Source organism: Stenotrophomonas sp. YJH_SMC_91, assembly GCF_059368495.1.
On the sequence record NZ_JCAFRT010000009.1, the window covers coordinates 60,914 to 81,212 of the forward strand.

The following is a 20,299-nucleotide window of genomic DNA, read 5'->3' on the forward strand; positions in this document are numbered from 1 at the left end:
GCACGCCTACTTGCCGTCGCTTTCCGCGTCGGCCTCGAACAGATGCATCAGGTCGTTGCGTGCGTCGCGCGAGGTCTGGATCACCGCTGCCTCGTCGTCGTACACCAGGTACTGGTCGCGCAGCAGCTGCTCATCGTGCTCGCGGAAGCGCTGCACGTGGCGCTCGGCCACGTCCGGTGCCACGCCCAGCGCGGTCAGCACGCGGCCGCTCATCTCCAGGCTGGTGCCGAACACTTCGCGGAACGGCTCGGCCGACATGTCCATCAACCGCCACGCATGCTGGCGGTTGCGTGCACGCGCCAGCACCGTCGCGTCCGGGTACAGCCGGCGCACCATGCGCACCGCGCGCAGGTTGGTTTCCGGGTCATCCACGGTGATCACGAACACATCGATGTGCTCGCCCCCGGCCGCGCGCAGCATCTCCGGCCGGGTCGGGTCGCCGTAATACAGCTGGTTGCCGAATCGGCGCAGGTCGGCCACGGTATCCGGGTTCGCCTCCAGCGCCACGAACGGCACCTTCTGCGCGGTCAGCAGGCGCGCGATCACCTGGCCGAAGCGGCCCATGCCAGCGATCAGCACCTTGGGCCGGTTGTCCGGCGCCACCTTGTCGGCCTCGGCCGGCTCGCGCGGAGTGGCTTTCTCCTGGCCGAGCAGTTTCAGCAGCGCGATCATCAACAGCGGCGTGATTGCCATCGACAGGCCGACGATCGCCACCAGCCGGTCGTGGTTGGCGTTGCCCAGCAGGTGCGCGCGCTGTGCCTCGTTGAACACCACGAAGGCGAACTCACCGCCCAGCCACAGCACGCTGCCCAGCAGCAGCGATTGCCGCGAGCTGAGCCGGGCGACACGTCCAACCGCGTAGAGCAGGCTGAACTTGACCACCAGCAGGATGCCGACACCTGCGGCGATCAGCCACGGCTCGGCGGCGATGCGGTCCAGGTCGATGCCCATGCCCACCGCGATGAAGAACAGGCCCAGCAGCAGCCCCTTGAACGGCTCGATCTGCGCTTCCAGCTCATGCCGGAACTCCGAATCGGACAGCAGCACGCCGGCCAGGAACGCGCCGAGGCTGGGGCTGAGGCCGGCTTCCTGCATGAACCAGGCGGTGCCCAGCACCACCAGCAGGGCGGTGGCAGTGAATACTTCCGGGCTGCGGGTGCGCGCGATGATGCTGAACACCTTGCGCAGCACCGGTCGTCCGCACAGGATCACCACTGCCAGCGCACCCAGCGCCACGGCCGCATCTTCCCAGCGCAGGGTCTCGTTCTTGACCCCGCCCAGCAGCGGGATGGCCGCCAGCAGCGGAATCGCGATCAGGTCCTGGAACAGCAGGATGGCGAACCCGAGCCGGCCATGGTCGCTGTTGATCGCCTTGTGCTCGGACAGCAGCTGCAGGCCCACCGCCGTGGATGACAGCGCCAGCGCCACGCCTACCACCAGCGCGCTCTTCCACTGGAAGTGGTCGAGCAGCAGCAGGCCGCCCAGCACCAGCCCGGACAGCGCCACCTGTGCCGCACCGGCGCCGAACACCGAGCGCCGCATCACCTTCAGGCGTGCCGGCGACAGCTCCAGGCCGATCACGAACAGCAGCATCACCACGCCGATCTCGGCGGCGCCGAGGATGCGGTCGGCGTCCTGCACGAAGCCGAGCCCGTCCGGGCCCAGCACCACACCGGCCGCCAGGTAGCCCAGCACCGCGCCGAAGCCGAACTTCTTGAACACCGGCACGGCGATGACCGCTGCCAGCAGCAGCACCAGCGCCAGTTCCAGACCACCGCTATGCATGGGAATACCTGGTCATCGGGGGAGCCGCTGTGCGTCCGTTCGGGTTGGGAAAAGCGTGGCGAACACCACCGCGCCATTATGCGCGCCGGCCTGTGCATGCACGAGAACAACCTGCGGGCAGGGTGCTGCCGCGGCGGGACCGGGTTGACCTGCATGGTCCACGGGTCCAGACTGCCCGCCGCTGGCGGCGCGTCCGTCGGCACACGCATCCCGGAGTCCCCAACCCATGTCCAGCGACAGTAGAAGTCGACCTCGTTCGACGCCAGCGATGGCCACCGCCTGACATCGGGACGGTTTGCCTGCGTTGGCGTTGCGCGAGGTCGCACCCCCACAAGGCAAACCCGATGAACCAGAAGCAATTGCTGCGCCCGGTGGCCGATGCCGCCGCACTGGCCGCGCCGCTGGCGAACTTCAACACCGCCGATGCGGTGGAATTCCTCAACACGCTGGAACTGACCCGCGCCGCGGAAACGCTGGCTGCGCTGCCGTTGCCGCGTGCAGTGAAAATGCTGGAAGCGCCGGAACTGCACCGCAGCGGCGAACTGGTGGCTGCGCTGCCGCCGGCGCGCGCTGCCGCCCTGCTCGGCTTGATGGCCGACGACCGCGCCACCGACATCGTCCATGAGCTGGATGAGGAAGAACGCGCGCGGTTGATCCCGCTGCTGGGCACCGACGCCCGCCAGGCCATCCAGAAGCTGCTCAGCTACCCGCCGAACACCGCCGGCGCGCTGATGACCACCGAGTACGTGGCGGTACCCGCCAGCTGGACCGTGGCGCAGACCCTGCAGCACATCCGCCAGGTCGAGCGCACCCGTGAAACGGTGTACGCGATCTACGTGCTGGACCCGGCCAGCCAGCAGCTGCAGCAGGTGGTGACCATGCGCCGGCTGATCACCGGCCTGCCGGAGGAGTCGATCCTGGACGTGGCTCAGGTCAATCCACCGGTGACGGTGGACGCACTGATGGACCAGGAAGAAGTGGCACGGCTGATCCGTCGCCACGACCTGCTGGCGATCCCGGTGGTCGATGCGCAGCAGCAGATGCTCGGCATCGTCACCGTCGATGACGTACTGGATGCGCTGATCGAGGAATCCACCGAGGACGCGCACAAGTTTGGCGGCATGGAAGCACTGGACAAGCCGTACATGCAGATCGGCTTCTTTGAGATGCTGCGCAAGCGCGCCGGCTGGCTGAGCGTGCTGTTCCTGGGCGAGATGCTGACCGCCAGCGCGATGCAGCACTATGAGGACGAACTGGCGCGCGCGGTGGTGCTGACCCTGTTCATTCCGCTCATCATGAGTTCGGGCGGCAACTCCGGTTCGCAGGCCACCTCGCTGCTGATCCGCAGCCTGGCGCTGCGCGAGCTGCGCCTGCGCGACTGGTGGAAGGTGGCCCTGCGCGAAGTGCCCACCGGCATGGTGCTGGGCGCGATCCTCGGCTGCCTGGCCATCGTGCGCATCGTGATTTGGCAGCTGGGTGGCCTGCATGACTACGGCGAGCACTGGATCCTGCTGGCGATCACCATCGGTGCGGCGCTGGTCGGCATCGTCACGTTCGGCTCGCTGTCCGGATCGATGCTGCCGTTCATCCTGAAGCGGCTCGGCTTCGACCCGGCCAGTGCCTCGGCCCCGTTCGTGGCCACGCTGGTGGACGTGACCGGACTGGTGATCTATTTCAGCATCGCCGCGATGATCCTGCACGGCACGCTGTTGTAGGCCGGGGTCGTTTACTGGGTCGGATCCCTTCGCGCAGCGAAGGGCTCGGACCCCTGAAGCAGCGTGCTCCGGTAGTTGCCGACCTTGGTCGGCACGCAAGGGTCACGCAAGGGTCAGATCCCTTTCCTGGGGAAAGGGATCTGACCCCATCGTCATGGAATTTGGTTACCGTAGGCGCATGAGTACCTACCACCTGCAGTCCGTGTTCCGTCCGCAGTCGGTCGCGGTGATCGGCGGCAGCCCGCGTCAGCGCTCGGCCGGACGTGCGGTGATGCGCAACCTGCGCGGCACCGGCTTCCCCGGCAAGGTGGCGTGGATCAACCCGCGGCATGCCGAAATTGATGGCATCCGCACCGTGAAGCGGCTGAAGGACCTGGACTGGGTGCCGGATCTGGTGGTGATCACCGCGCCGGCGTCGATCGTGCCGCAGGTGGTGCGCACCGCTGCCGAACGCGGCGTGCAGGCGGCAATCATCCTCACCGCGCACCTGGGTGAAGGCCCGGGCTCGCTGTCGGCGCAGGTGGAGGCGGTGGCGCGCAAGCATGGCCTGCGCATCCTCGGCCCACACTGCCTGGGTGTGATTGCACCGCACGCACGGCTCAATGCCAGCATCGCCGCGCACTTCCCGCAGGCCGGTGATCTTGCGTTGATCTCCGAATCCTCGGCCATTGCCGCCGCGCTGGTGGAGTGGGGCGTGGCCCGCTCGGTCGGGTTTTCCGCGGTGGTCTCGCTGGGCGACACGATGGACGTCGACTTCGGTGACCTGCTCGACTACTTCGCCACCGACTACCGCACCCGCGCCATCCTGCTCTACGTCGAGCAGATCAAGGATGCGCGCAAGTTCATGTCGGCCGCGCGTGCCGCCGCCCGCGCCAAGCCGGTGGTGGTGGTGAAGTCCGGCCGCGCCGAGCGCGTGCAGCCGGGCAGCCGCGATACCCATGTGCAGGCCCTGGCCCGCACCGACGACGTGTACGGTGCGGCCTTCAACCGCGCCGGCCTGCTGCGCGTCAGCGCGCTGGACGAGCTGTTCACGGCTGCCGAATCGCTGGGCCGGTTGGGGACGTTCCCCGGTCGTCGCCTGGCCATTCTCAGCAATGGTGGCGGTGTCGGCCGCCTTGCCGTGGATCAGCTCATTGCATTGCGTGGCACGCTGGCCAACCTGTCCGACAGCACGGTCGAGAAACTCGACGCCGTGTTGCCGCAGGGCTGGTCGCGCAGCAATCCGGTCGACATCGTGGTCGACGCCGATGGTGACCGCTATGCCGCCGCCATTGAAGCGCTGCTGGCCGACAACGAGAACGACGCGGTGATGGTGGTCAATGTGCCCACCGCATTCACCTCGTCTGCAGACGCTGCGCAGGCGCTGACCCGCACGCTCGGCCTGCGTCCGCGCCACCATCGCGACAAGCCGGTATTCGCGGTGTGGCTGGGCAACGATGACCAGGCCACCGCCACGCTCAACGCGGCACGGGTGCCGACCTATCCGACCGAGGCCGAAGCGGTGCGCGGCTTCCAGCATCTGGTGCGCTATCGCGAAGCGCAGAACGCGCTGATGGAAACGCCGCCCAGCCTGCCGCAGGACTTCAATGTCGACGCGGCGGCCGCACGCGCGCTGGTCGATGCCGCGCTGGCCAACGGCCAGCAGTGGCTGGACCCGCTGGCTACGCATGAACTGCTCAAGGCCTATGGCATTCCGTCCGCGCCGGTGATGCATGCGCGCGATGCGCATGAGGCGATGGACCTGGCGCAGCCGCTGCTGGAACGTGGTGCCACCGTGGCACTGAAGATCCTGTCACCGGACATCCCGCACAAGTCCGAAGTGGACGGCGTGCGCCTGAACCTGTCCACCCTGCCGGCGGTGCAGAGCGCGGCCAACGCGATCCTGTCGCGCGCGCGCCAGCTGCGGCCGGATGCGCGCATCGACGGCCTGCTGGTGCAGCCGACCATCGTTCGCCCGAAGGCGCGCGAACTGATTGTCGGCATCGCCGATGACGCGACGTTCGGCCCGGTGATCGTGGTCGGCCGTGGCGGTACCGCGGTTGAAGTGATCAATGACAAGGCATTGGCGCTGCCGCCGCTGGACCTGCGCCTGGCCCATGAGCTGATCGGCCAGACCCGTGCCTCGCGCATCCTCAAGGCCTATGGCGATGTGCCTGCCGCCGACGAGCGCGCACTGGCATTGGCGCTGGTCAAGCTGGCACAGCTGGCCGCTGACATCCCCGAAGTGCGTACGCTGGACATCAATCCGCTGCTGGTCGACGGCAAGGGCATCCTCGCCCTCGACGCACGCGTGGCGGTGGCGCCGTCGCGCATCCTGCACAAAGGCCGTGGCCATCCGCGCTTCTCGGTGTTCCCGTACCCGAAGGAGTGGGAGCGCACCATCGAACTGTCCGATGGCGGCCGCGCCTTCGTGCGCCCGGTGCGGCCGGAGGATGACGCGCTGTTCCGTGCGTTCTTCGCCCGCGTCAGCGACGAGGATCTGCGCCTGCGCTTCTTCCAGTCGGTGAAGCACTTCAGCCACGAGTTCATCGCGCGCCTGACCCAGCTCGACTATGCACGCTCGATCGCACTGGTGGCGATCGAACCGCGCAGTGGCGAAATGCTCGGCGCGGTGCGCCTGCACGCCGATGCGGATTACCACCGCGGTGAGTACGGCATCCTGATCCGCTCGGACCTGAAGGGCCACGGCATCGGCTGGCGGCTGATGGCGATCATGATCGAGTACGCCAAGTGGCTGGGCCTGGACGTGGTCGAAGGTCAGGTGCTGCGCGAGAACAGCACCATGCTGGCGATGTGCCAGAGCCTGGGCTTCAAGACCAAGCTCGATCCGGACGACCCGACGGTGATGATGGTGACTCTGCCGGTGCAGCAGGTCGAAGTCCCCACCCCGCTCTTGTAGAGTCGAGCTTGCTCGACTGCCATCATCGAAAAGCAGTCGAGCAAGTTCGACGCTACAGTCAGGTCAACGCAATGGTTCCACCACCACCGCCGTGCCATAGCACAGCACCTCGGTCAGCCCGGTCATCACATCGGTGGCGTCGTAAAGCAAGCTCATGCTGATGATTGCGCTGCTGTCAGTCGTTCCGACGATTGAATATAGACTACAACGATGGCTTATACCCTACGCCAGTGACGTCCGAGTGGTCCACGCATGTCGGCGTACCGGGTGCCTGCTGTGTCTCTTGCGTAGGAGTGACTGAATCACCAGAAGGAAAGAAGCGGCTACTGACGCATTTCGCTCTTCAACTCAGCGAAGAAGCAACGCTACCATTGCGCCACTGCGTGGCGGCGACCCTTCGTGACCTTATTGAAAGAAGATGTTTCCCGATGTTGCAGGAATGAGGAAATTTGTGAGGATCCAAGGTATCAACGAAAAGACCTTCGCCATCTGCGTGTGCTGCCTAGCTATGGTGGCGGCAACTGCAGACGGTCGGACCTTGCCGTTCTTGTTCATAGGAGCGGTTGTCATTGTGATAGCCAGGCGTGCCGACGTCAGGCGCGAGCGGATTCGGGAAGAGCACGCGTCGAAATGATCACTTTGCAAGGATGCCGCTTGAGCTGCAGCTGCGGCTGATTCCTGCAAGGACGCCAAGTCCGTATTGGTTTCAATGCGGCAGTTGATGGACCAGAGCAATCGTCATGACTCTTCTCGACGCTTGGCATGGAGTCCACGCGAGTTATGCAGGGCATCTTGACCTGAGAACGACTGGTGAGCCGTTCGAACAGCCGCATCGAATCAATCTCGTGCAACGCTTGCTACATGCCCGAATCGCTCAAACGCATATCACTGCTGCAGCAGGTGGATGCGCAGCATCGTCTCCATCGCATACGGTGACCGACCCACGCGACCCGAACGCGGGTAATGTGGCTCGATCCGGGCCGGTAGTGCCTTCCATGGCACTACCTAGTCCACCTCGTAAAGGAGAATCTCGCGCCGGGTCTGCTTGCGCTTGCCCAGGCCCTGCGCATCCCCAAATGTCAGCCGTATGATGTATTCCACTACGCGACTCAATAGTGTCCCCCGAAGCGGCAATCTGTGGCGGGCACTGCTGCACAGTTCGCAGGGAGCTGTTCAGAACATCCTTGGCGCTGGTAAATCATTGGCTGGATCGCGGGGCTTTCGCCCTGCGATCCTTTGAGGGTCGATATGAAGATTACTGATGGATTTGATGGGCGGCATGGCAAGTTCTATTTTATTTCCCTGGTAGCAATGGCGTCTGCCTCAGCGCTGATGCTGGTGGCGGCGCTTCGGGGTGCTGAGCCTTTGCAGGTTCCTCAGGAGGTCGGAGTTTCTGTTGCCGCATTCTCGCTGATGTGTTCGACGGCAAGTTACCTGCTAATAGGGAAAATTAAGTGCTCGTTCCTGCTGCTTGGGGCTTCGGCTGTCGTGTTTTCGGCCGCTCTATGGTCGTTCGGTGCGCCTTTGTCGTTCGTGCTTCTTTTGGGGCTTCCAGCTCTGCTCCTGTCTTTAATTTCAGTTATTTTTCGGGATAAGGTCGATATACAGGTCGAGGGGGATGACTAACGTTATTTATCTATAGATTTGCTTATTCTTAGTCCATTGGTCGCTGATGGCTGAGCGAGATTTGTCGTCCTCATGACCTGCATCTACGGATGCTCTGAACAACTACTTCGGTAGTGCTGTCCGCTGGCCGGCGGCCTGAGAGACAATAGAGGCACACGTTGAGAAGCCATCCATGCAGCTGACATTTGGCGATACGCAGGGTCTGGGCAAGCGCAAGCAGACTCGGCGCGAGATTCTCCTTTACAAGGTGGACTAGGTAGTGCCATGGAAGGCACTGCTGGCTCGGATCGAGCCACATTACCCGCGTTCGGGTCGCGTGGGTCAGTCGCAGTATGCGATGGAGACGATGGTGCGCACCCACCTGCTGCAGCAGTGATATGCGTTGGAGCGATCCGGGCATGTAGTAAGCGCTGCACGAGATCGCTTCGATGCGGCTGTTCGCCCGGGTCAGCGAGCTTGATGCGATCCCGGATGACCAGTTGTTTGCCGGGAGCATTGCCGACAACATCAGCGGCTTCGACAGTGGCTTCGATGAACAGCGCATTGAGGAAGCTGCTCGAATGGCCGCGGTGCACGATGACATCGCGGGGATGGCGATGGGTTACCACGGTCTTATCGGCGACATGGGCAACTCGCTCTCAGGCGGTCAGAAGCAGCGAGTGATTCTGGCCCGCGCCCTCTACCGCCGGCCACGGATTCTGTTTCTGGATGAGGCCACCAGCCATCTTGATGTCATGCGCGAGCGCTTGGTCAACGAAGCCGTGCAGCGTATGGAGCTGACCAAGGTGATCGTGGCCCATAGGCCGGAGACCATAAACAGCGCCGACCGCGTGCTCGTGATGGAGCAGGGGCGGATCGTCCAGGAGGTGCGGCCCCAGCGTGGGGCGTCGACGGCGCCTGCTTCCGACGCCGAGGAATGCGTCGCGGCATCGGTCTGACTCGCGTCCCACAGGGTATCCAGAAGCGGGCGTGGGTCCGGCGCGCCTGGCTCATCCGGCGGCACGTCGCCGCGCTTGGCGCGGTCGCTGGCATGGCGCCGTCACCGCACCGGCGCGACAATACCCCCATGACCGACCGTACCCCCCTGTTGCTGCTGCCCGGCCTGCTCAACGATGGCGAGCTGTGGCGCGCGCAGTTGGCCGATCTGGCCGACATTGCCGATTGCACCGTAGGCGACCAGACCCGTGGTGAGACCCTGCACGCCGTGGCCGAGGATGTGCTGGCGCAGGCGCCGGAGCGCTTCGCGCTGGCCGGTTTCTCGCTGGGCGGTTTCGTCGCCCAGCAGATTCTGCGCATCGCGCCGGAACGCGTGTTGCAGCTGGCGCTGGTCGATACCTCGATCCACGCCGATTCACCGGAACGTGCCGAACAACGCCGCAGCCAACGCGCCAGTGTGCGCCTGCCGGGGAAGTTCCACGGCTTCGGCGATGCGCTGATGCGCAGCTACATCGACGCCTCGCGGCTGGATGACTACGTGCTGGTGCAGCGCGTGCGCGACATGACCGCCCGCCTGGGCGCGGAAGTGTTCCTGCGCCAGAGCGCGCTGGAACGCCCTGACGGCCATGACGTGCTGGCTGGCTACCGCGATCCGCTGTTGATCATCTGCGGGGCCAACGATCGCATCACGCCGCTGGCAGTAAGCGAGGAAATGCATGCCCTGGTGCCGCACTCGCAGCTGGTGGTGGTGCCCGATTGCGGGCACCTTGCCCCGATGGAGAAGCCGGACGAGGTCAGTGCGGCGATGCGTGGGTGGTTGCTGCAGGCGTGACACTGTCCAGCTTGATGGATTCCTCGTTCCAACCCATGCCGTTGTAAACGTGGTAGCGCAGGACGCCGATGTACTCGTGCAGCATCACTTCGATCAGCAGCAGGTTGTACGCAGAGGGAAGCCACCCCGGCGAGGCGCGGAGGCGATCACTGGGCAAGCCCTCGGCCACGACACCGAAGTGCCGGAAGTAGATCAGACTTCGCCTTAGGTGCAGGCCAGAGGTCACCAGCACTACCCGGACACTGTCGCGCTGGATCATTCGGCTGCTGTTGCTGGCGTTCTGCCAGGTGTTCACGCTGGCGTGCTCGCGGATGATGTGTTCCGCAGGCACGCCCAGCGCAATCAGTTCACGCGCGTAGACGTTGGCTTCTGCGGCATTGTCTGGCGCAGTAGCGCCACCGCTGACCAGCACCACGCAGGATTCGCCGGTGCGTTCGCAGGCGAGGTAGCGCTGCGTTGCGGCCATCAACCGGCTATAGCCAGCCAGGCCGGGCCTGGAGCCGTGAGCGTCCTGATCGATGCCAGCGCCCAGCACGACAATCGCCGTGCGTGGATGGTGCGCTGTTGCAGTGCTTGGCGGCGCGTCCTGTGCCAGGTCCAGCAGCAGTTGCGTGATGGGCGCGCTCGCGCTGGCCAGGATGGCCAGTGGCGCTACGGCGAGCAGGGCGCCGCTACGCACGTGTCGCTTTCGAACCAGAACCGCACACGAGAGCAGCAGAAAGAGTGTCAGGGCGAGCATGTCGAACCTCAGGAAAATTTGAAAGGAATCCGATGGCGTTACGCGATCGTTGCTTCCATGCTGGATGCCATGGATCTGAAGCGAATGTCACTCCCGGTCAGATGTGTTGCCATCGTGGGCGCCATCCTGCTCGCGGTTGCAGGCGGGCATCTACTGGGTAGCATGTTTCCGCAGCTGTTCCTGCAGATCCATCAACGGATGCAGTAGTCCGTACGCTCCGCACGTTGTCGCTTCAGGCCTCTGTTTGGGTGTCGCGGAACGCGGAAACGCATCTCTTCAGGTGTTGAATGCGACAAGCAGAGGAAAGCAATGCGACGCTTGAACTCAACGCAAGGCGTAGAGCCGCGGCGACATCCTGCAGACGGACCTGAGCTCGGGGAGCGATCGATGCTCAACCTGATTGCAGCGACCGCGCCAGACCAGTTCTCATCGTTTGTCGTTGACCTGGACGAGGCGATTTCGCGCTGGATGAGCGCTGCGGAGAATGAATCCCCGGGTTGCCTGGAACAGGAGCTTTCGCGCATGCATGCCTTGAAAAGTGTGACCTCGGCCTTGGGCAGCTGCAGGATTGCCGATGCCTGCGAAAATCTGGCTGATGCTCTCCGCTCCGGCGAAGCCATCGGCAGCGTGCGGCTGCGCGGCTGCGCGCTGGCAATCTCGGCAAAGCGCCTTCTGGGACGCACGACAGGTCAATCACTGACCGGGGGCCGCTGACATGCATGATCCGTACACGCCCTCTCCAATGTCGTCCCCGGCAGCGCTGCTGCATGCTGCGCGCGTGCTGGAAATGCATCGTCTGGCTCTACTGCTGTCATGCTTCCAGGAGCCGCGCGCCAGTGGGTTCCGTGTGCTGCTGCAGGCGCTTGCGGTGCTGTGGTGCTGGCTTTGGATCGATGGCCCTCAGCCTGTTCTGGCCGATGAGGCAGCGCGGGTGCTGCCGGCCGCCGTTGTACTTCTGGCGGTATCTGTAGCGTGGGCACTCTTTGTAAACCTTCGCAGGGCGCGTCACGACACGTGGTACGACGCGGCGGGCCTTCTGCTCAGTCTGGCGATGGTGGCCATCCAGGTGCACGCGGCCTTCATCCTGTTGATGGCACTCAATGCAATCCTGCCGTTCCTCGTCATCGCCGCGACGGTGGCTTACGGACGCAAGGCCATGGCGCCGGCAATCGCGGTAACGGCCGTGGCGCTGCTTTGGGCAGCCCCCGAAGGCTACTGGTTCTCGCGGCCCGCCTATCTGGCCTATGCGCTGGCGCTGACCATCCTGTTGCCGCTGGTCGTGGCGTCATTGGTGGCAGCGATGCGCGAAATCGCGTTGCGTGCCATTGCGTCGCGTGAGGCGCAGGGGCGATTCGTCGGCACCATGAGTCATGAGCTTCGCACGCCGCTCAATGCCATCATCAGCGGCATCCAGCTTCTGGAGGTCAATACGGCAAGTGCTGCCCAGCGACACGCACTGGCCACCGTTGCAGGGCAGGCCCAGGCGCTCCGACGTCGCATTGATGATGTACTTGATGTTGCCAGCATTGATGGTGGCAAGCTGAAACTGCGGCCACATCCTTGTTCGCTGCGTTCCATCATCGAGGCGGCGCAGGCGAGCTGCATGCCTGCGGCTGCAGACAAAGGCGTGGTACTGCAGGTGGATGTGGGGAGAGCAGACGTATGGCTGTTGGCAGATGGCGGTCGCATCGAACAGGTGGTGACCAATCTTCTCTGCAATGCCATCAAGTTCAGTCCCATGGCGGGCGAGGCGAGGGTCTCGGTTGGCGCCGTTCGAGCGGTGGATGACTGGCAGGTGCGGATCTCGGTCTGCGACTCCGGGACGGGCATCGACGAAGCGCAGAGAGACATGATTTTCTCGCCTTTCGTGCAGGTCAGTCAGGGCGAAGCACGTTGCGAACAGGGCGTCGGGCTCGGGCTGTACATCGTTCGGCTGATTTCCGATGCCATGGGCGGAACGATCAGCGTCGGCCGCAGCGATGTCGGCGGCGCCTCATTCGTGTGGTGCTTCGCTGCTGCCGTGGCCGATGAGGCTGAGCCGCTTCCTTCCCTGGGTGAGCTTTTCCAGTTGCACGCGGCGGTGGTTCGTCCGCTGCACTGCCTGCTGTTCGAAGACGTGGAGACCAACCGCGAGGTGGTGCAGCACCTGCTGCAGTGTGCAGGCCATCGCCTCAGCTTCCGGAAAGATGGTCACGATGCTCAGGCCGTCATCAAGGCGCTGGCGCCCGACGTAGTTCTGCTGGATCTGCACATGCCAGGTTGCAGTGGATGGGACGTACTGGAGGCGCTGGTCAGGGACCCTGCGGCGCCTCCCGTTCTGGTGATGAGCGCAGACACCCGGGTAGAGGTGATTGACAGGGCGCAGGCGCTGGGCGCGGCTGGCTTTCTGTGCAAGCCACTGGACATCGAGAGCGTCCTGGATATGTTGCGCGGTGTTGCCGAGCGCTGACCGTCCGGTAGGTGCCGACCAAGGGCGGCACCTACCGATTCCGATCCGTAACCGCAGCGGGATCAATCCCAGGCCGGGGCGATACCTTCCGGGTTGGCCAGGCGATGGCCGCGGTCCAGCTTGGCGATCTGCGCCATGTCTTCGTCGGTCAGGCGGATCGCTGCTGCTTCCAGGTTGCCCGACAGGTTTTCGCGCTTGGTCGACGACGGGATCACCGAGAAGCCCTGCTGCAGCGCCCAGGCCAGCGCGATCTGCGCCGGAGTGGCCTGGTGGCGGCCGGCAATGGCCTGGATCACCGGGTCCTTGATCACCTCGCCATAGGCCAGGCTCATGTAGGCGGTGATGTGGATGCCGTTGTCCTGCAGGAACTTCACCAGCAGGCGGTTCTGCAGGTACGGATGGATCTCGATCTGGTTGGTGGCGATGGCGCCTGCACCGAGGATGCCGATCGCCTTGCGGGTCTGTGCGATGGTGAAGTTGGAGATGCCTATCTGCTTCGTCAGGCCCTGTGCCTTGGCCTCGGCCAGTGCGGTCAGGTACTCCTCCATCGGCACGTCGACCTTGTCGTTCGGCGACGGCCAGTGGATCAGCGTCAGGTCCACATGATCGGTACGCAGCTTTTCCAGACTGGTACGCAGGCTGGCCAGCAGCGCTTCGCGCTTGAACTCGGTGATCCAGACCTTGGTGGTCAGGTAGATCTCTTCGCGCGGCACGCCGGAATCGGCGATGGCCTGGCCGACCTCGGCTTCATTGCCGTAGATCTGCGCGGTATCGATGGCGCGGTAGCCGACATCCAGCGCATTGCGCACGGAATCGATCACGGTCTGGTCTTTGAGGCGGAAGGTGCCGAGACCGAAGGCGGGGACAGTCATGGGGAGCTCCAGCAAAGGGGAGGGATGCGAATATCCGGCAAAGGGTAGGCCAGTGGCCGCATGCGTGCCGGCAACGGTGCATTGCACCACCGTACCGGCAGGGCGCCGGCACGGCATGACTTATCTCAATGCGCGGCCACGGCGATGCCATCGGCGCGGTCATCGATGCCGTCGCGGCGGTCCAGGCGGCCGCTGAGCACGGTCAATGCATACGCGCCCACCACCACCAGCGCGCCCAGCCACGGCGTGTGCATCAGGCCGATGTTCTCCACCACCAGCCCGCCGAGCGAGGCGCCCAGCGCGATGCCGATGTTGAAGGCGGCGATGTTCAGCCCCGAGGCCACGTCGGTGGCCTGCGGCGCATAGCGCTGCGCCTGCTTGACCACGTAGACCTGCAGGCCGGGCACGTTGCCGAACGCCACCGCACCCAGTGCCAGCACCGTGAGCAGCATCAGCCAGGTGTTGTAGGCGGTGAAGGTGAGCACGAACAGCACGATGGCCAGCAGGGCGAAGATGCGCTTCAGTGCGGGCACCGGACCCATGCGGTCGGCCATGCGCCCGCCCCACAGGTTGCCGATTGCCACCGACACGCCGTACACCAGCAGCACCAGGCTGACCGCATTGGCGGAGAAACCGGTGACGTCCTGCAGGATCGGCGCCAGATAGGTGAAGGCCAGGAAGGTGCCGCCGTAGCCCAGCGCGGTCATCGCATAGACCAGCAGCAGGCGGGGTTGGGCGAGTACGGCCAGCTGCTGGCGGAAGCTGGCCGGCGCACTCTGCGGCACGCTGCGCGGCACGAACAGCAGCGCGCCGAGCAGGGCGATCACGCCCAGAGCGGCCACCGCCAGGAAGGTGGCGCGCCAGCCCAGGTGCTGGCCGATGAAGGTGCCCAGCGGCACCCCGGTCACCAGCGCCACGGTGAGGCCGGTGAACATGATGGCGATCGCGCTGGCGGCCTTCTCCTTCGGCACCACCGCGGTGGCGATGATCGAACCGATCGAGAAGAACACACCGTGGGCGAGGCCGGTGAGGATTCGGGCGACGATCAGCGAGGTGTAGCCCGGCGCCAGGAAGGCGATGACGTTGCCGAGGGTGAACAGCACCATCAGCGCCACCAGCAGCGACTTGCGCGGTACGCGGCCGGTGAGCGCGGTCAGCACCGGCGCACCGATGGCCACGCCGAGGGCATACAGAGAGACCAGCAGGCCGGCCGAGGGCAGGCTGACCTGCAGGTCGGCGGCAATGGTGGGAATCAGGCCGACGATGACGAACTCGGTGGTACCGATGGCGAAGGCACCGAGGGTCAGCGCCAGCAGGGCGAGGGGAATGCCACGGATCATGGCCGGCTCCGGAGGGAAGGAAGGCGCGCAGTGTGCGCGGCGCACCTTTGCCGAAAAACCGGTCTTCACGCCAATCACTATTGCCGCCCAGTCAATAATGGAGGCATGAAGACCACTCTCGATGAAATGCAGGCCTTCCTCGCGGTGATCGACAGCGGGTCGATCAGTGCTGCCGCCGAACAGCTGGGGCAGACGCCGTCGGGCGTGAGCCGGGCGCTGGGGCGGCTGGAAGACAAGCTCGGCACCACCCTGTTGACCCGTACCACCCGCCGCCTGCACCTGACCGCAGAGGGCGAGGCCTACCTGCGCCATGCACGGGCGATCATCGATGCGGTGGAGTCCGCCGAGGAACAGATGGCCGCCCGCCGCGAGCGCCCGGCCGGACGCCTGCGCGTGGATGCGGCGATGCCGTTCGTGCTGCACGTGATCGCGCCGCTGGTGGGCGGGTACCGCGCGCGCTACCCGGAGGTGCAGCTGGAGTTGAACAGCTCCGAGCGCTACATCGACCTGCTGGAACGGCGCACCGATCTGGCGATCCGGATCGGGCCGCTGGCCGACTCCACCCTGCATGCGCGGCCGTTGGGTCGCTGCCAGCTGCGGCTGGTGGCCAGTCCGGCCTACCTGGCGGCACACGGCGAACCGGCCAGCGTCGCCGCGCTGGGCCAGCACACCCTGCTCAGCTTCAACGAACCGGAATCGTTGAATCACTGGCCGTTGCCGGGCGATGCCGATGGCCTGCTGCGGGTGCGTCCGGATATCGCGGTGTCCAGCGGCGAAACACTACGCCGACTGGCGGTGGAAGGCGTGGGCATCACCTGCCTGTCCGACTTCGTGACCGACCGCGACCGCGCCGCCGGCACCCTGGTACCGGTGTTGGCGACGCAGACGCTGGATGTGTACCAGCCGATCCACGCGGTGTATTACCGCAACACGGCGGTGTCGGCGCGGATCAGCTCGTTCCTGGATTACCTGGGTGAAGCGATGGCGCGGAGCGATTACCTGCGCTGAGGTCGTGGCGGGGTTGCCGGCCAGCGGCCGGCACTACCGCAGGTTACGGCGGGTGCGGACCGTTGGTCCGCACGGCCCCTGCCATCGCCCGACCAACGGTCGGGCGCTACCCATGTGGTGGTGGGGTCGCCGGCCAGCGGCCGGCACTACCGCAGGTTACGGTGGGTGCGGACCGTTGGTCCGCACGGCCCCTGCCATCGCCCGACCAACGGTCGGGCGCTACCCATGTGGTGATGGGGTTGCCGGCCAGCGGCCGGCACTACCGCAGGTTACGGTGGGTGCGGACCGTTGGTCCGCACGGCCCCTGCCATCGCCCGACCAACGGTCGGGCGCTACCCATGTGGTGGCGGGGTTGCCAGCCGCTGGCCGGCAACCGGATCAATCAGGCCGCGCGCGCCAGCGCGTCCTTCGCTGCGGCGGTGGTCGACAGATCGAACACATCCACCGCGTCGATCAACCGGTTCGCCTGCTGCTCCAGGCTGCGCGCGGCGGCGCTGGCTTCCTCCACCAGCGCGGCATTCTGCTGGGTGGTGCCGTCCATCTGGATCACCGTCTGGCTGACCTGTTCGATGCCCGCGCTCTGCTCCTGCGAGGCGGCGGAGATCTCGGCCATGATGTCGGTGACACGCTGCACCGACGCCACGATCTCGGCCATGGTGTCACCGGCCTCGCGCACGCGCCGTGCACCGTGGCCGACCTGTTCCACCGACGCTTCGATCAACGCCTTGATCTCCTTCGCGGCTGCCGCCGAACGCTGTGCCAGGGTGCGCACTTCGCTGGCAACCACCGCGAAGCCGCGGCCCTGCTCGCCGGCGCGTGCCGCTTCCACCGCGGCGTTCAGCGCCAGGATGTTGGTCTGGAAGGCGATGCCGTCGATCACGCTGATGATCTCGGCGATCTGCCGCGACGAGGTTTCGATCGCGCCCATCGTCCTCACCACCTGGCCGACCACGCTGCCGCCGTGAGAGGCAACGGTGTGCGCGCCGATCGCCAGCTGGTTGGCCTGGCGCGCATGCTCGGCGTTCTGGCGCACGGTGGAGGTCAGTTCCTCCATCGATGCCGCCGTCTCTTCCAGGTTGGCGGCCTGTTGTTCGGTACGGCGCGACAGATCGTTGTTGCCGGCGGCGATCTCCGCCGCCGCCGTGTGGATGTTGCCGGAGGCGTGCTTGATGTCGGTGACGATGGTTGCCAGCTGCGTAGCGGTGGTGTTCGCGTCGCCGGCGATACGCGCGAACACGCCCTGGAAATCACCGTGCATGCGCGCGCCGAGGCGGCCATCGGCAATCGCGCGCAGCATGCTGGAGACCTCGCCGAGGTTCAGTTCGGTGGTCTGCATCAATCGGTTCAAGCCGTCGACCATTGCGCGGAAATCATGCTCGAAGCGTGCGCTGTCGCCGCGCTGGCTGAAGTCACCGGCGGCGGCGGCTTCGGCCAGGCGGCGGATCTCGCCGTTGATCATGCCGAGATTGGCCTTGGCCGTATCCAACGCGTTGGTGATCACGGCCTTTTCGCCGGGCAGGCGTTCCATGTCCTGGCTGAGGTCACCGACGGCATAGCGGCCCATGATCGAGATCGCGCGCATCTTCACCTGGATGTGCGCGTCAACCAGCGTGTTGCAGTCGGCCACCATGGTGCCGAACGCGCCCGGGAACGCACTGGCATCCATGCGATGGCTGATGGTGCCGGCGTCATGCGCCTGCGCCATCGTCGCCTGTGCGTCCAGTACGCCGCGCAGCGTAGACTGCACCGCCTGCATCGCCTGCGCGAGGCGACCGATCTCGTCGCGGCTGCGCACCTGCACCACGTGCTGCAGATCACCGGCGGCCACGGCACGCGCAGCGGCTTCCACCGCCAGCACCGGCTGCACCACCGCGCGCCGCAGCCACCAGGCCAGGCCCATCAGCAGCAACACGGCGGCCAGCACGGTCAGCGCCGCGCACAGCAGCAGGGTCTGCCGCGCCTGCTGCGACCGCGCCGCTACGGTTGCTTCGGCCACCTGCGTGGCATGCGTGCTCAGCGCATCCAGTGCGGTCGCCACCGGGCGGTCCTTGCCACGCACCAGATTGTCGCCGGCGGCGGGATCGTAGCCGGCTTCCGCAAACGCCTGCAGGGCGGCGTGGTAGTCCTTCTGCAGCTGCGTGTGCAGGCCGATGAAGGACTGCGCCAGTTCGCGCGTGCGTATGTCCGGGCTGGCTACGAGGCCCCTGGCCAGCTGCTCGACCAGGCGGCCCTCGCTGTCAAAGGCGTCCAGATGGCGCTGGCGCAGCGCGTCGTCGTGGCCGCGCAGCAGCACGTTCTTCCATTCCTGCACCTGGCCGCGGAACTCGCGCTGCAGGCGTTCGGCGTCGCGGCTGTGCGCGACTTCGGGTGGAACCTCGGTGGACAGCTTCAACCAGGCGGAGGCCAGGCCCGCCAATGCGCACAGCAGGACCACGGCCAGACCAACGGAAACCGCGCCGAGCAGCTTGGACTGCAGGCGCGGAGCACGGACAGACGCTTTCATGGAAGGGACTCTCGGGAAGGGGCAATGCGGTATCGACCTGTCCCCACGCGTCTGAAGTGCGACGCTCATCACATTACCGTTTCGTTTAGTGATGTGAAGGGGATGTTTCATAGGACAAATGTGTCCATATGGAACGAAAGAAGACCCTCGACAGAGAATTTAAATGTAACTATCGTTGTTACATGAAATCCGCAAATCCACTGTCCGACGCCCTGCATGTGATGGCGCACCTGGTCGGCCATGCCGCCCCGCGTACGTCCGAGCAGCTGGCGTCCTGCCTGCCGACGCATCCGGTGGTGATCCGTCGCCTGCTGGCGCAGCTGCACAAGGCCGGCCTGGTGCGCAGCACCCGCGGCCACGGCGGCGGCAGCCTGCTGGCACGCGATGCCGCGGCGATCACCCTGCATGACATCTACCTGGCGGTGGGCGCACCACCGCTGGTCCAGGTCGGCGCACGCGACTCCGGCGGTGGCTGCCCGATCCAGCAGCTGGTCAACAGCGCCCTGCTCGAAGGGGCGCGCGAAGCGCAGCGCCTGCTCGAAGCGCGGCTGCAGGCGACCACGCTGGACCAGCTCGGCGCCGACTTCGCCCGCCATCTTGCCCATCACCGTTCCCTGGAAGGTCACCATGAATCCTGATGTGCTCATCGTCGGCGGCAGCTATGCCGGCATTGCCGCCGGCCTGATCCTGGCCCGTGCCCGTCGCCCGGTCACCGTCATCGACGCCGGTTCGCCGCGCAACCGTTTCGCCAGTCATTCGCACGGGGTGCTCGGGCTGGATGGCATCAGTGGCGCCGAGCTGCTGAAGACGGCGCGCCAGCAGCTGCTGGACTACCCCACGGTGCGTTGGGTGCATGCCGAAGCCGTGCAGGCCACCGCCAGCGCCGAAGGCGTGGAAGTGCGTACCGCCGATGGCCAGGTGCTGGCCGCGCGCAAGCTGCTGCTCGCCAGCGGCATCGCCGACCAGTTGCCGGCGTTGCCGGGCCTCGCCGAGCGCTGGGGCAGCACCGTGCTGCACTGCCCGTACTGTCATGGCTATGAAGTGGGTGGTGGTGCCATTGGCCTGCTTGGCGGTCATCCGATGTCCGCCAGCAAGGCGCCGCTGTTCGCGGACTGGGGCAATGTCACGTTCTTCAGCATGGGACTGGACATCACGGATGAGGAACGCGCTGCCATGCAGCAGCGCGGCGTGCAGATCGAGACGTCACCCGTGCTGGGCGTGCAGGGCGACCAGCCGACCTGGCTGGAAGTGGAGCTGGCCGACGGCCGCCGAATCGCCCAGCGTGCGTTGTTCGTGCCGGCCACCCAGGCGATGGCCACGCCATTGGTGCAGCAGCTGGGCTGCACGTTGGTCGAGAGCCCGCTGGGCGTGCTGATCGAGGTCGATGCGATGAAGCACACCTCGGTGCCGAACGTGTATGCCGCAGGCGATGCGACCACGGTGGGCAACATCACCCTGGCCATGGCCGAAGGCGTGCGCGCGGGCATCGGCGTGCACCATGCGCTGGTGGCCGAAGACAGCGTGCCGCGCTGAATGTGCCGGGGTCAGATCCCTTTCGCAGAAAGGGATCTGACCCCCGACGCGACGTGTTGCTC

15 protein-coding genes and 3 pseudogenes are annotated in these 20,299 nt (G+C 65.7%); 11 read left to right on the plus strand and 7 right to left on the minus strand.

Annotation, left to right across the window (positions count from 1 at the left end; translation table 11 throughout):
- Positions 1 to 6: 6 nt before the first annotated feature.
- Positions 7 to 1,785 carry a monovalent cation:proton antiporter-2 (CPA2) family protein gene (locus AC5P5X_RS12490; RefSeq protein ID WP_005411591.1) on the minus strand — a complete coding sequence of 593 codons (1,779 nt, stop codon included), beginning with the start codon at positions 1,783 to 1,785 and terminating at the stop codon, positions 7 to 9.
- A 344-nt stretch (positions 1,786 to 2,129) separates the two neighbouring features.
- Between AC5P5X_RS12490 and mgtE the strand changes: the two genes are divergently transcribed.
- Both mgtE and AC5P5X_RS12500 read left to right on the plus strand, forming a co-directional pair.
- Positions 2,130 to 3,500, plus strand: coding sequence for a magnesium transporter (mgtE, locus tag AC5P5X_RS12495; protein ID WP_005411590.1), 1,371 nt, complete (start codon positions 2,130 to 2,132; stop codon positions 3,498 to 3,500).
- 178 nt (positions 3,501 to 3,678) lie between these two features.
- Positions 3,679 to 6,399 carry a bifunctional acetate--CoA ligase family protein/GNAT family N-acetyltransferase gene (locus tag AC5P5X_RS12500; RefSeq protein WP_043034453.1) on the plus strand — a complete coding sequence of 907 codons (2,721 nt, stop codon included), beginning with the start codon at positions 3,679 to 3,681 and terminating at the stop codon, positions 6,397 to 6,399.
- A gap of 63 nt (positions 6,400 to 6,462) precedes the next feature.
- Here AC5P5X_RS12500 and AC5P5X_RS12505 read toward each other — a convergent pair.
- Both AC5P5X_RS12505 and AC5P5X_RS12510 read right to left on the minus strand, forming a co-directional pair.
- Positions 6,463 to 6,573, minus strand: a pseudogene (locus AC5P5X_RS12505) (YbjQ family protein); the annotation flags it as partial.
- Positions 6,574 to 7,259: 686 nt separating this feature from the next.
- A pseudogene (locus AC5P5X_RS12510) lies at positions 7,260 to 7,488 on the minus strand (transposase); the annotation flags it as partial.
- A gap of 159 nt (positions 7,489 to 7,647) precedes the next feature.
- Here AC5P5X_RS12510 and AC5P5X_RS12515 point away from each other — a divergent pair.
- From AC5P5X_RS12515 to AC5P5X_RS12525, 3 genes and pseudogenes are all read left to right on the plus strand, one after another.
- Positions 7,648 to 8,025, plus strand: a complete 378-nt coding sequence (locus AC5P5X_RS12515; RefSeq protein ID WP_043034456.1) for a hypothetical protein — start codon at positions 7,648 to 7,650, stop codon at positions 8,023 to 8,025.
- Positions 8,026 to 8,197: 172 nt separating this feature from the next.
- Positions 8,198 to 8,963: pseudogene (locus AC5P5X_RS12520) on the plus strand (transposase).
- Between the two features lie 128 nt (positions 8,964 to 9,091).
- The gene (locus tag AC5P5X_RS12525) at positions 9,092 to 9,793 is read left to right on the plus strand and encodes an alpha/beta fold hydrolase (RefSeq protein ID WP_099473848.1); all 702 of its coding nucleotides are present in this window, start codon (positions 9,092 to 9,094) and stop codon (positions 9,791 to 9,793) included.
- On the opposite strand, the gene AC5P5X_RS12530 is transcribed toward AC5P5X_RS12525, so the two are convergent.
- Entirely contained in the window at positions 9,756 to 10,328 is a 573-nt protein-coding gene (locus AC5P5X_RS12530; RefSeq protein WP_223846452.1) for a YdcF family protein, read from the minus strand. The two genes, AC5P5X_RS12525 and AC5P5X_RS12530, sit on opposite strands and share 38 nt — an antisense overlap.
- On the opposite strand from AC5P5X_RS12530, the gene AC5P5X_RS12535 reads away from it, so the two are divergent.
- The 3 genes from AC5P5X_RS12535 (at position 10,296) to AC5P5X_RS12545 (ending at position 12,981) form a co-directional block, all read left to right on the plus strand.
- Positions 10,296 to 10,739, plus strand: a complete 444-nt coding sequence (locus AC5P5X_RS12535) for a hypothetical protein (RefSeq protein WP_223846451.1) — start codon at positions 10,296 to 10,298, stop codon at positions 10,737 to 10,739. The two genes, AC5P5X_RS12530 and AC5P5X_RS12535, sit on opposite strands and share 33 nt — an antisense overlap.
- 180 nt (positions 10,740 to 10,919) lie before the next feature.
- Positions 10,920 to 11,246: a hypothetical protein gene (locus AC5P5X_RS12540; protein WP_099527226.1), complete on the plus strand. Its 327-nt coding sequence runs from the start codon at positions 10,920 to 10,922 to the stop codon at positions 11,244 to 11,246.
- Position 11,247: 1 nt separating this feature from the next.
- The gene (locus AC5P5X_RS12545) at positions 11,248 to 12,981 is read left to right on the plus strand and encodes a hybrid sensor histidine kinase/response regulator (RefSeq protein ID WP_049395767.1); all 1,734 of its coding nucleotides are present in this window, start codon (positions 11,248 to 11,250) and stop codon (positions 12,979 to 12,981) included.
- Between the two features lie 62 nt (positions 12,982 to 13,043).
- Here AC5P5X_RS12545 and dkgB read toward each other — a convergent pair whose 3' ends face one another.
- On the minus strand, positions 13,044 to 13,853 hold the full coding sequence (dkgB, locus tag AC5P5X_RS12550) for a 2,5-didehydrogluconate reductase DkgB (RefSeq protein ID WP_076739400.1): 810 nt from the start codon (positions 13,851 to 13,853) through the stop codon (positions 13,044 to 13,046).
- Positions 13,854 to 13,978: 125 nt separating this feature from the next.
- Positions 13,979 to 15,193: an MFS transporter gene (locus AC5P5X_RS12555; protein ID WP_076739399.1), complete on the minus strand. Its 1,215-nt coding sequence runs from the start codon at positions 15,191 to 15,193 to the stop codon at positions 13,979 to 13,981.
- A 105-nt stretch (positions 15,194 to 15,298) separates the two neighbouring features.
- On the opposite strand from AC5P5X_RS12555, the gene AC5P5X_RS12560 reads away from it, so the two are divergent.
- Complete coding sequence (locus tag AC5P5X_RS12560) at positions 15,299 to 16,201, plus strand: LysR substrate-binding domain-containing protein (RefSeq protein WP_495215990.1); 903 nt, start codon at positions 15,299 to 15,301, stop codon at positions 16,199 to 16,201.
- A gap of 382 nt (positions 16,202 to 16,583) precedes the next feature.
- Here the strand turns inward: AC5P5X_RS12560 and AC5P5X_RS12565 are convergent, their stop codons facing one another.
- Entirely contained in the window at positions 16,584 to 18,704 is a 2,121-nt protein-coding gene (locus AC5P5X_RS12565) for a methyl-accepting chemotaxis protein (protein ID WP_111189046.1), read from the minus strand.
- 182 nt (positions 18,705 to 18,886) lie between these two features.
- Between AC5P5X_RS12565 and AC5P5X_RS12570 the strand changes: the two genes are divergently transcribed.
- Complete coding sequence (locus AC5P5X_RS12570; RefSeq protein ID WP_044571046.1) at positions 18,887 to 19,342, plus strand: Rrf2 family transcriptional regulator; 456 nt, start codon at positions 18,887 to 18,889, stop codon at positions 19,340 to 19,342.
- Positions 19,332 to 20,237 carry an NAD(P)/FAD-dependent oxidoreductase gene (locus AC5P5X_RS12575; protein WP_012481581.1) on the plus strand — a complete coding sequence of 302 codons (906 nt, stop codon included), beginning with the start codon at positions 19,332 to 19,334 and terminating at the stop codon, positions 20,235 to 20,237. Before AC5P5X_RS12570 ends, AC5P5X_RS12575 begins: the two co-directional genes overlap by 11 nt.
- Positions 20,238 to 20,299 lie beyond the last annotated feature (62 nt).

Excerpts from the sequence above, each read along its gene's own strand:
- AC5P5X_RS12490 (WP_005411591.1), bottom strand. The coding sequence starts at position 1,785 with ATGCATAGCGGTGGTCTGGAACTGGCGCTGGTGCTGCTGCTGGCAGCG.
- mgtE (WP_005411590.1), top strand. The coding sequence starts at position 2,130 with ATGAACCAGAAGCAATTGCTGCGCCCGGTGGCCGATGCCGCCGCACTG.
- AC5P5X_RS12500 (WP_043034453.1), top strand. The coding sequence starts at position 3,679 with ATGAGTACCTACCACCTGCAGTCCGTGTTCCGTCCGCAGTCGGTCGCG.
- AC5P5X_RS12515 (WP_043034456.1), top strand. The coding sequence starts at position 7,648 with ATGAAGATTACTGATGGATTTGATGGGCGGCATGGCAAGTTCTATTTT.
- AC5P5X_RS12525 (WP_099473848.1), top strand. The coding sequence starts at position 9,092 with ATGACCGACCGTACCCCCCTGTTGCTGCTGCCCGGCCTGCTCAACGAT.
- AC5P5X_RS12540 (WP_099527226.1), top strand. The coding sequence starts at position 10,920 with ATGCTCAACCTGATTGCAGCGACCGCGCCAGACCAGTTCTCATCGTTT.
- AC5P5X_RS12545 (WP_049395767.1), top strand. The coding sequence starts at position 11,248 with ATGCATGATCCGTACACGCCCTCTCCAATGTCGTCCCCGGCAGCGCTG.
- dkgB (WP_076739400.1), bottom strand. The coding sequence starts at position 13,853 with ATGACTGTCCCCGCCTTCGGTCTCGGCACCTTCCGCCTCAAAGACCAG.
- AC5P5X_RS12555 (WP_076739399.1), bottom strand. The coding sequence starts at position 15,193 with ATGATCCGTGGCATTCCCCTCGCCCTGCTGGCGCTGACCCTCGGTGCC.
- AC5P5X_RS12560 (WP_495215990.1), top strand. The coding sequence starts at position 15,299 with ATGAAGACCACTCTCGATGAAATGCAGGCCTTCCTCGCGGTGATCGAC.
- AC5P5X_RS12565 (WP_111189046.1), bottom strand. The coding sequence starts at position 18,704 with ATGAAAGCGTCTGTCCGTGCTCCGCGCCTGCAGTCCAAGCTGCTCGGC.
- AC5P5X_RS12570 (WP_044571046.1), top strand. The coding sequence starts at position 18,887 with ATGAAATCCGCAAATCCACTGTCCGACGCCCTGCATGTGATGGCGCAC.
- AC5P5X_RS12575 (WP_012481581.1), top strand. The coding sequence starts at position 19,332 with ATGAATCCTGATGTGCTCATCGTCGGCGGCAGCTATGCCGGCATTGCC.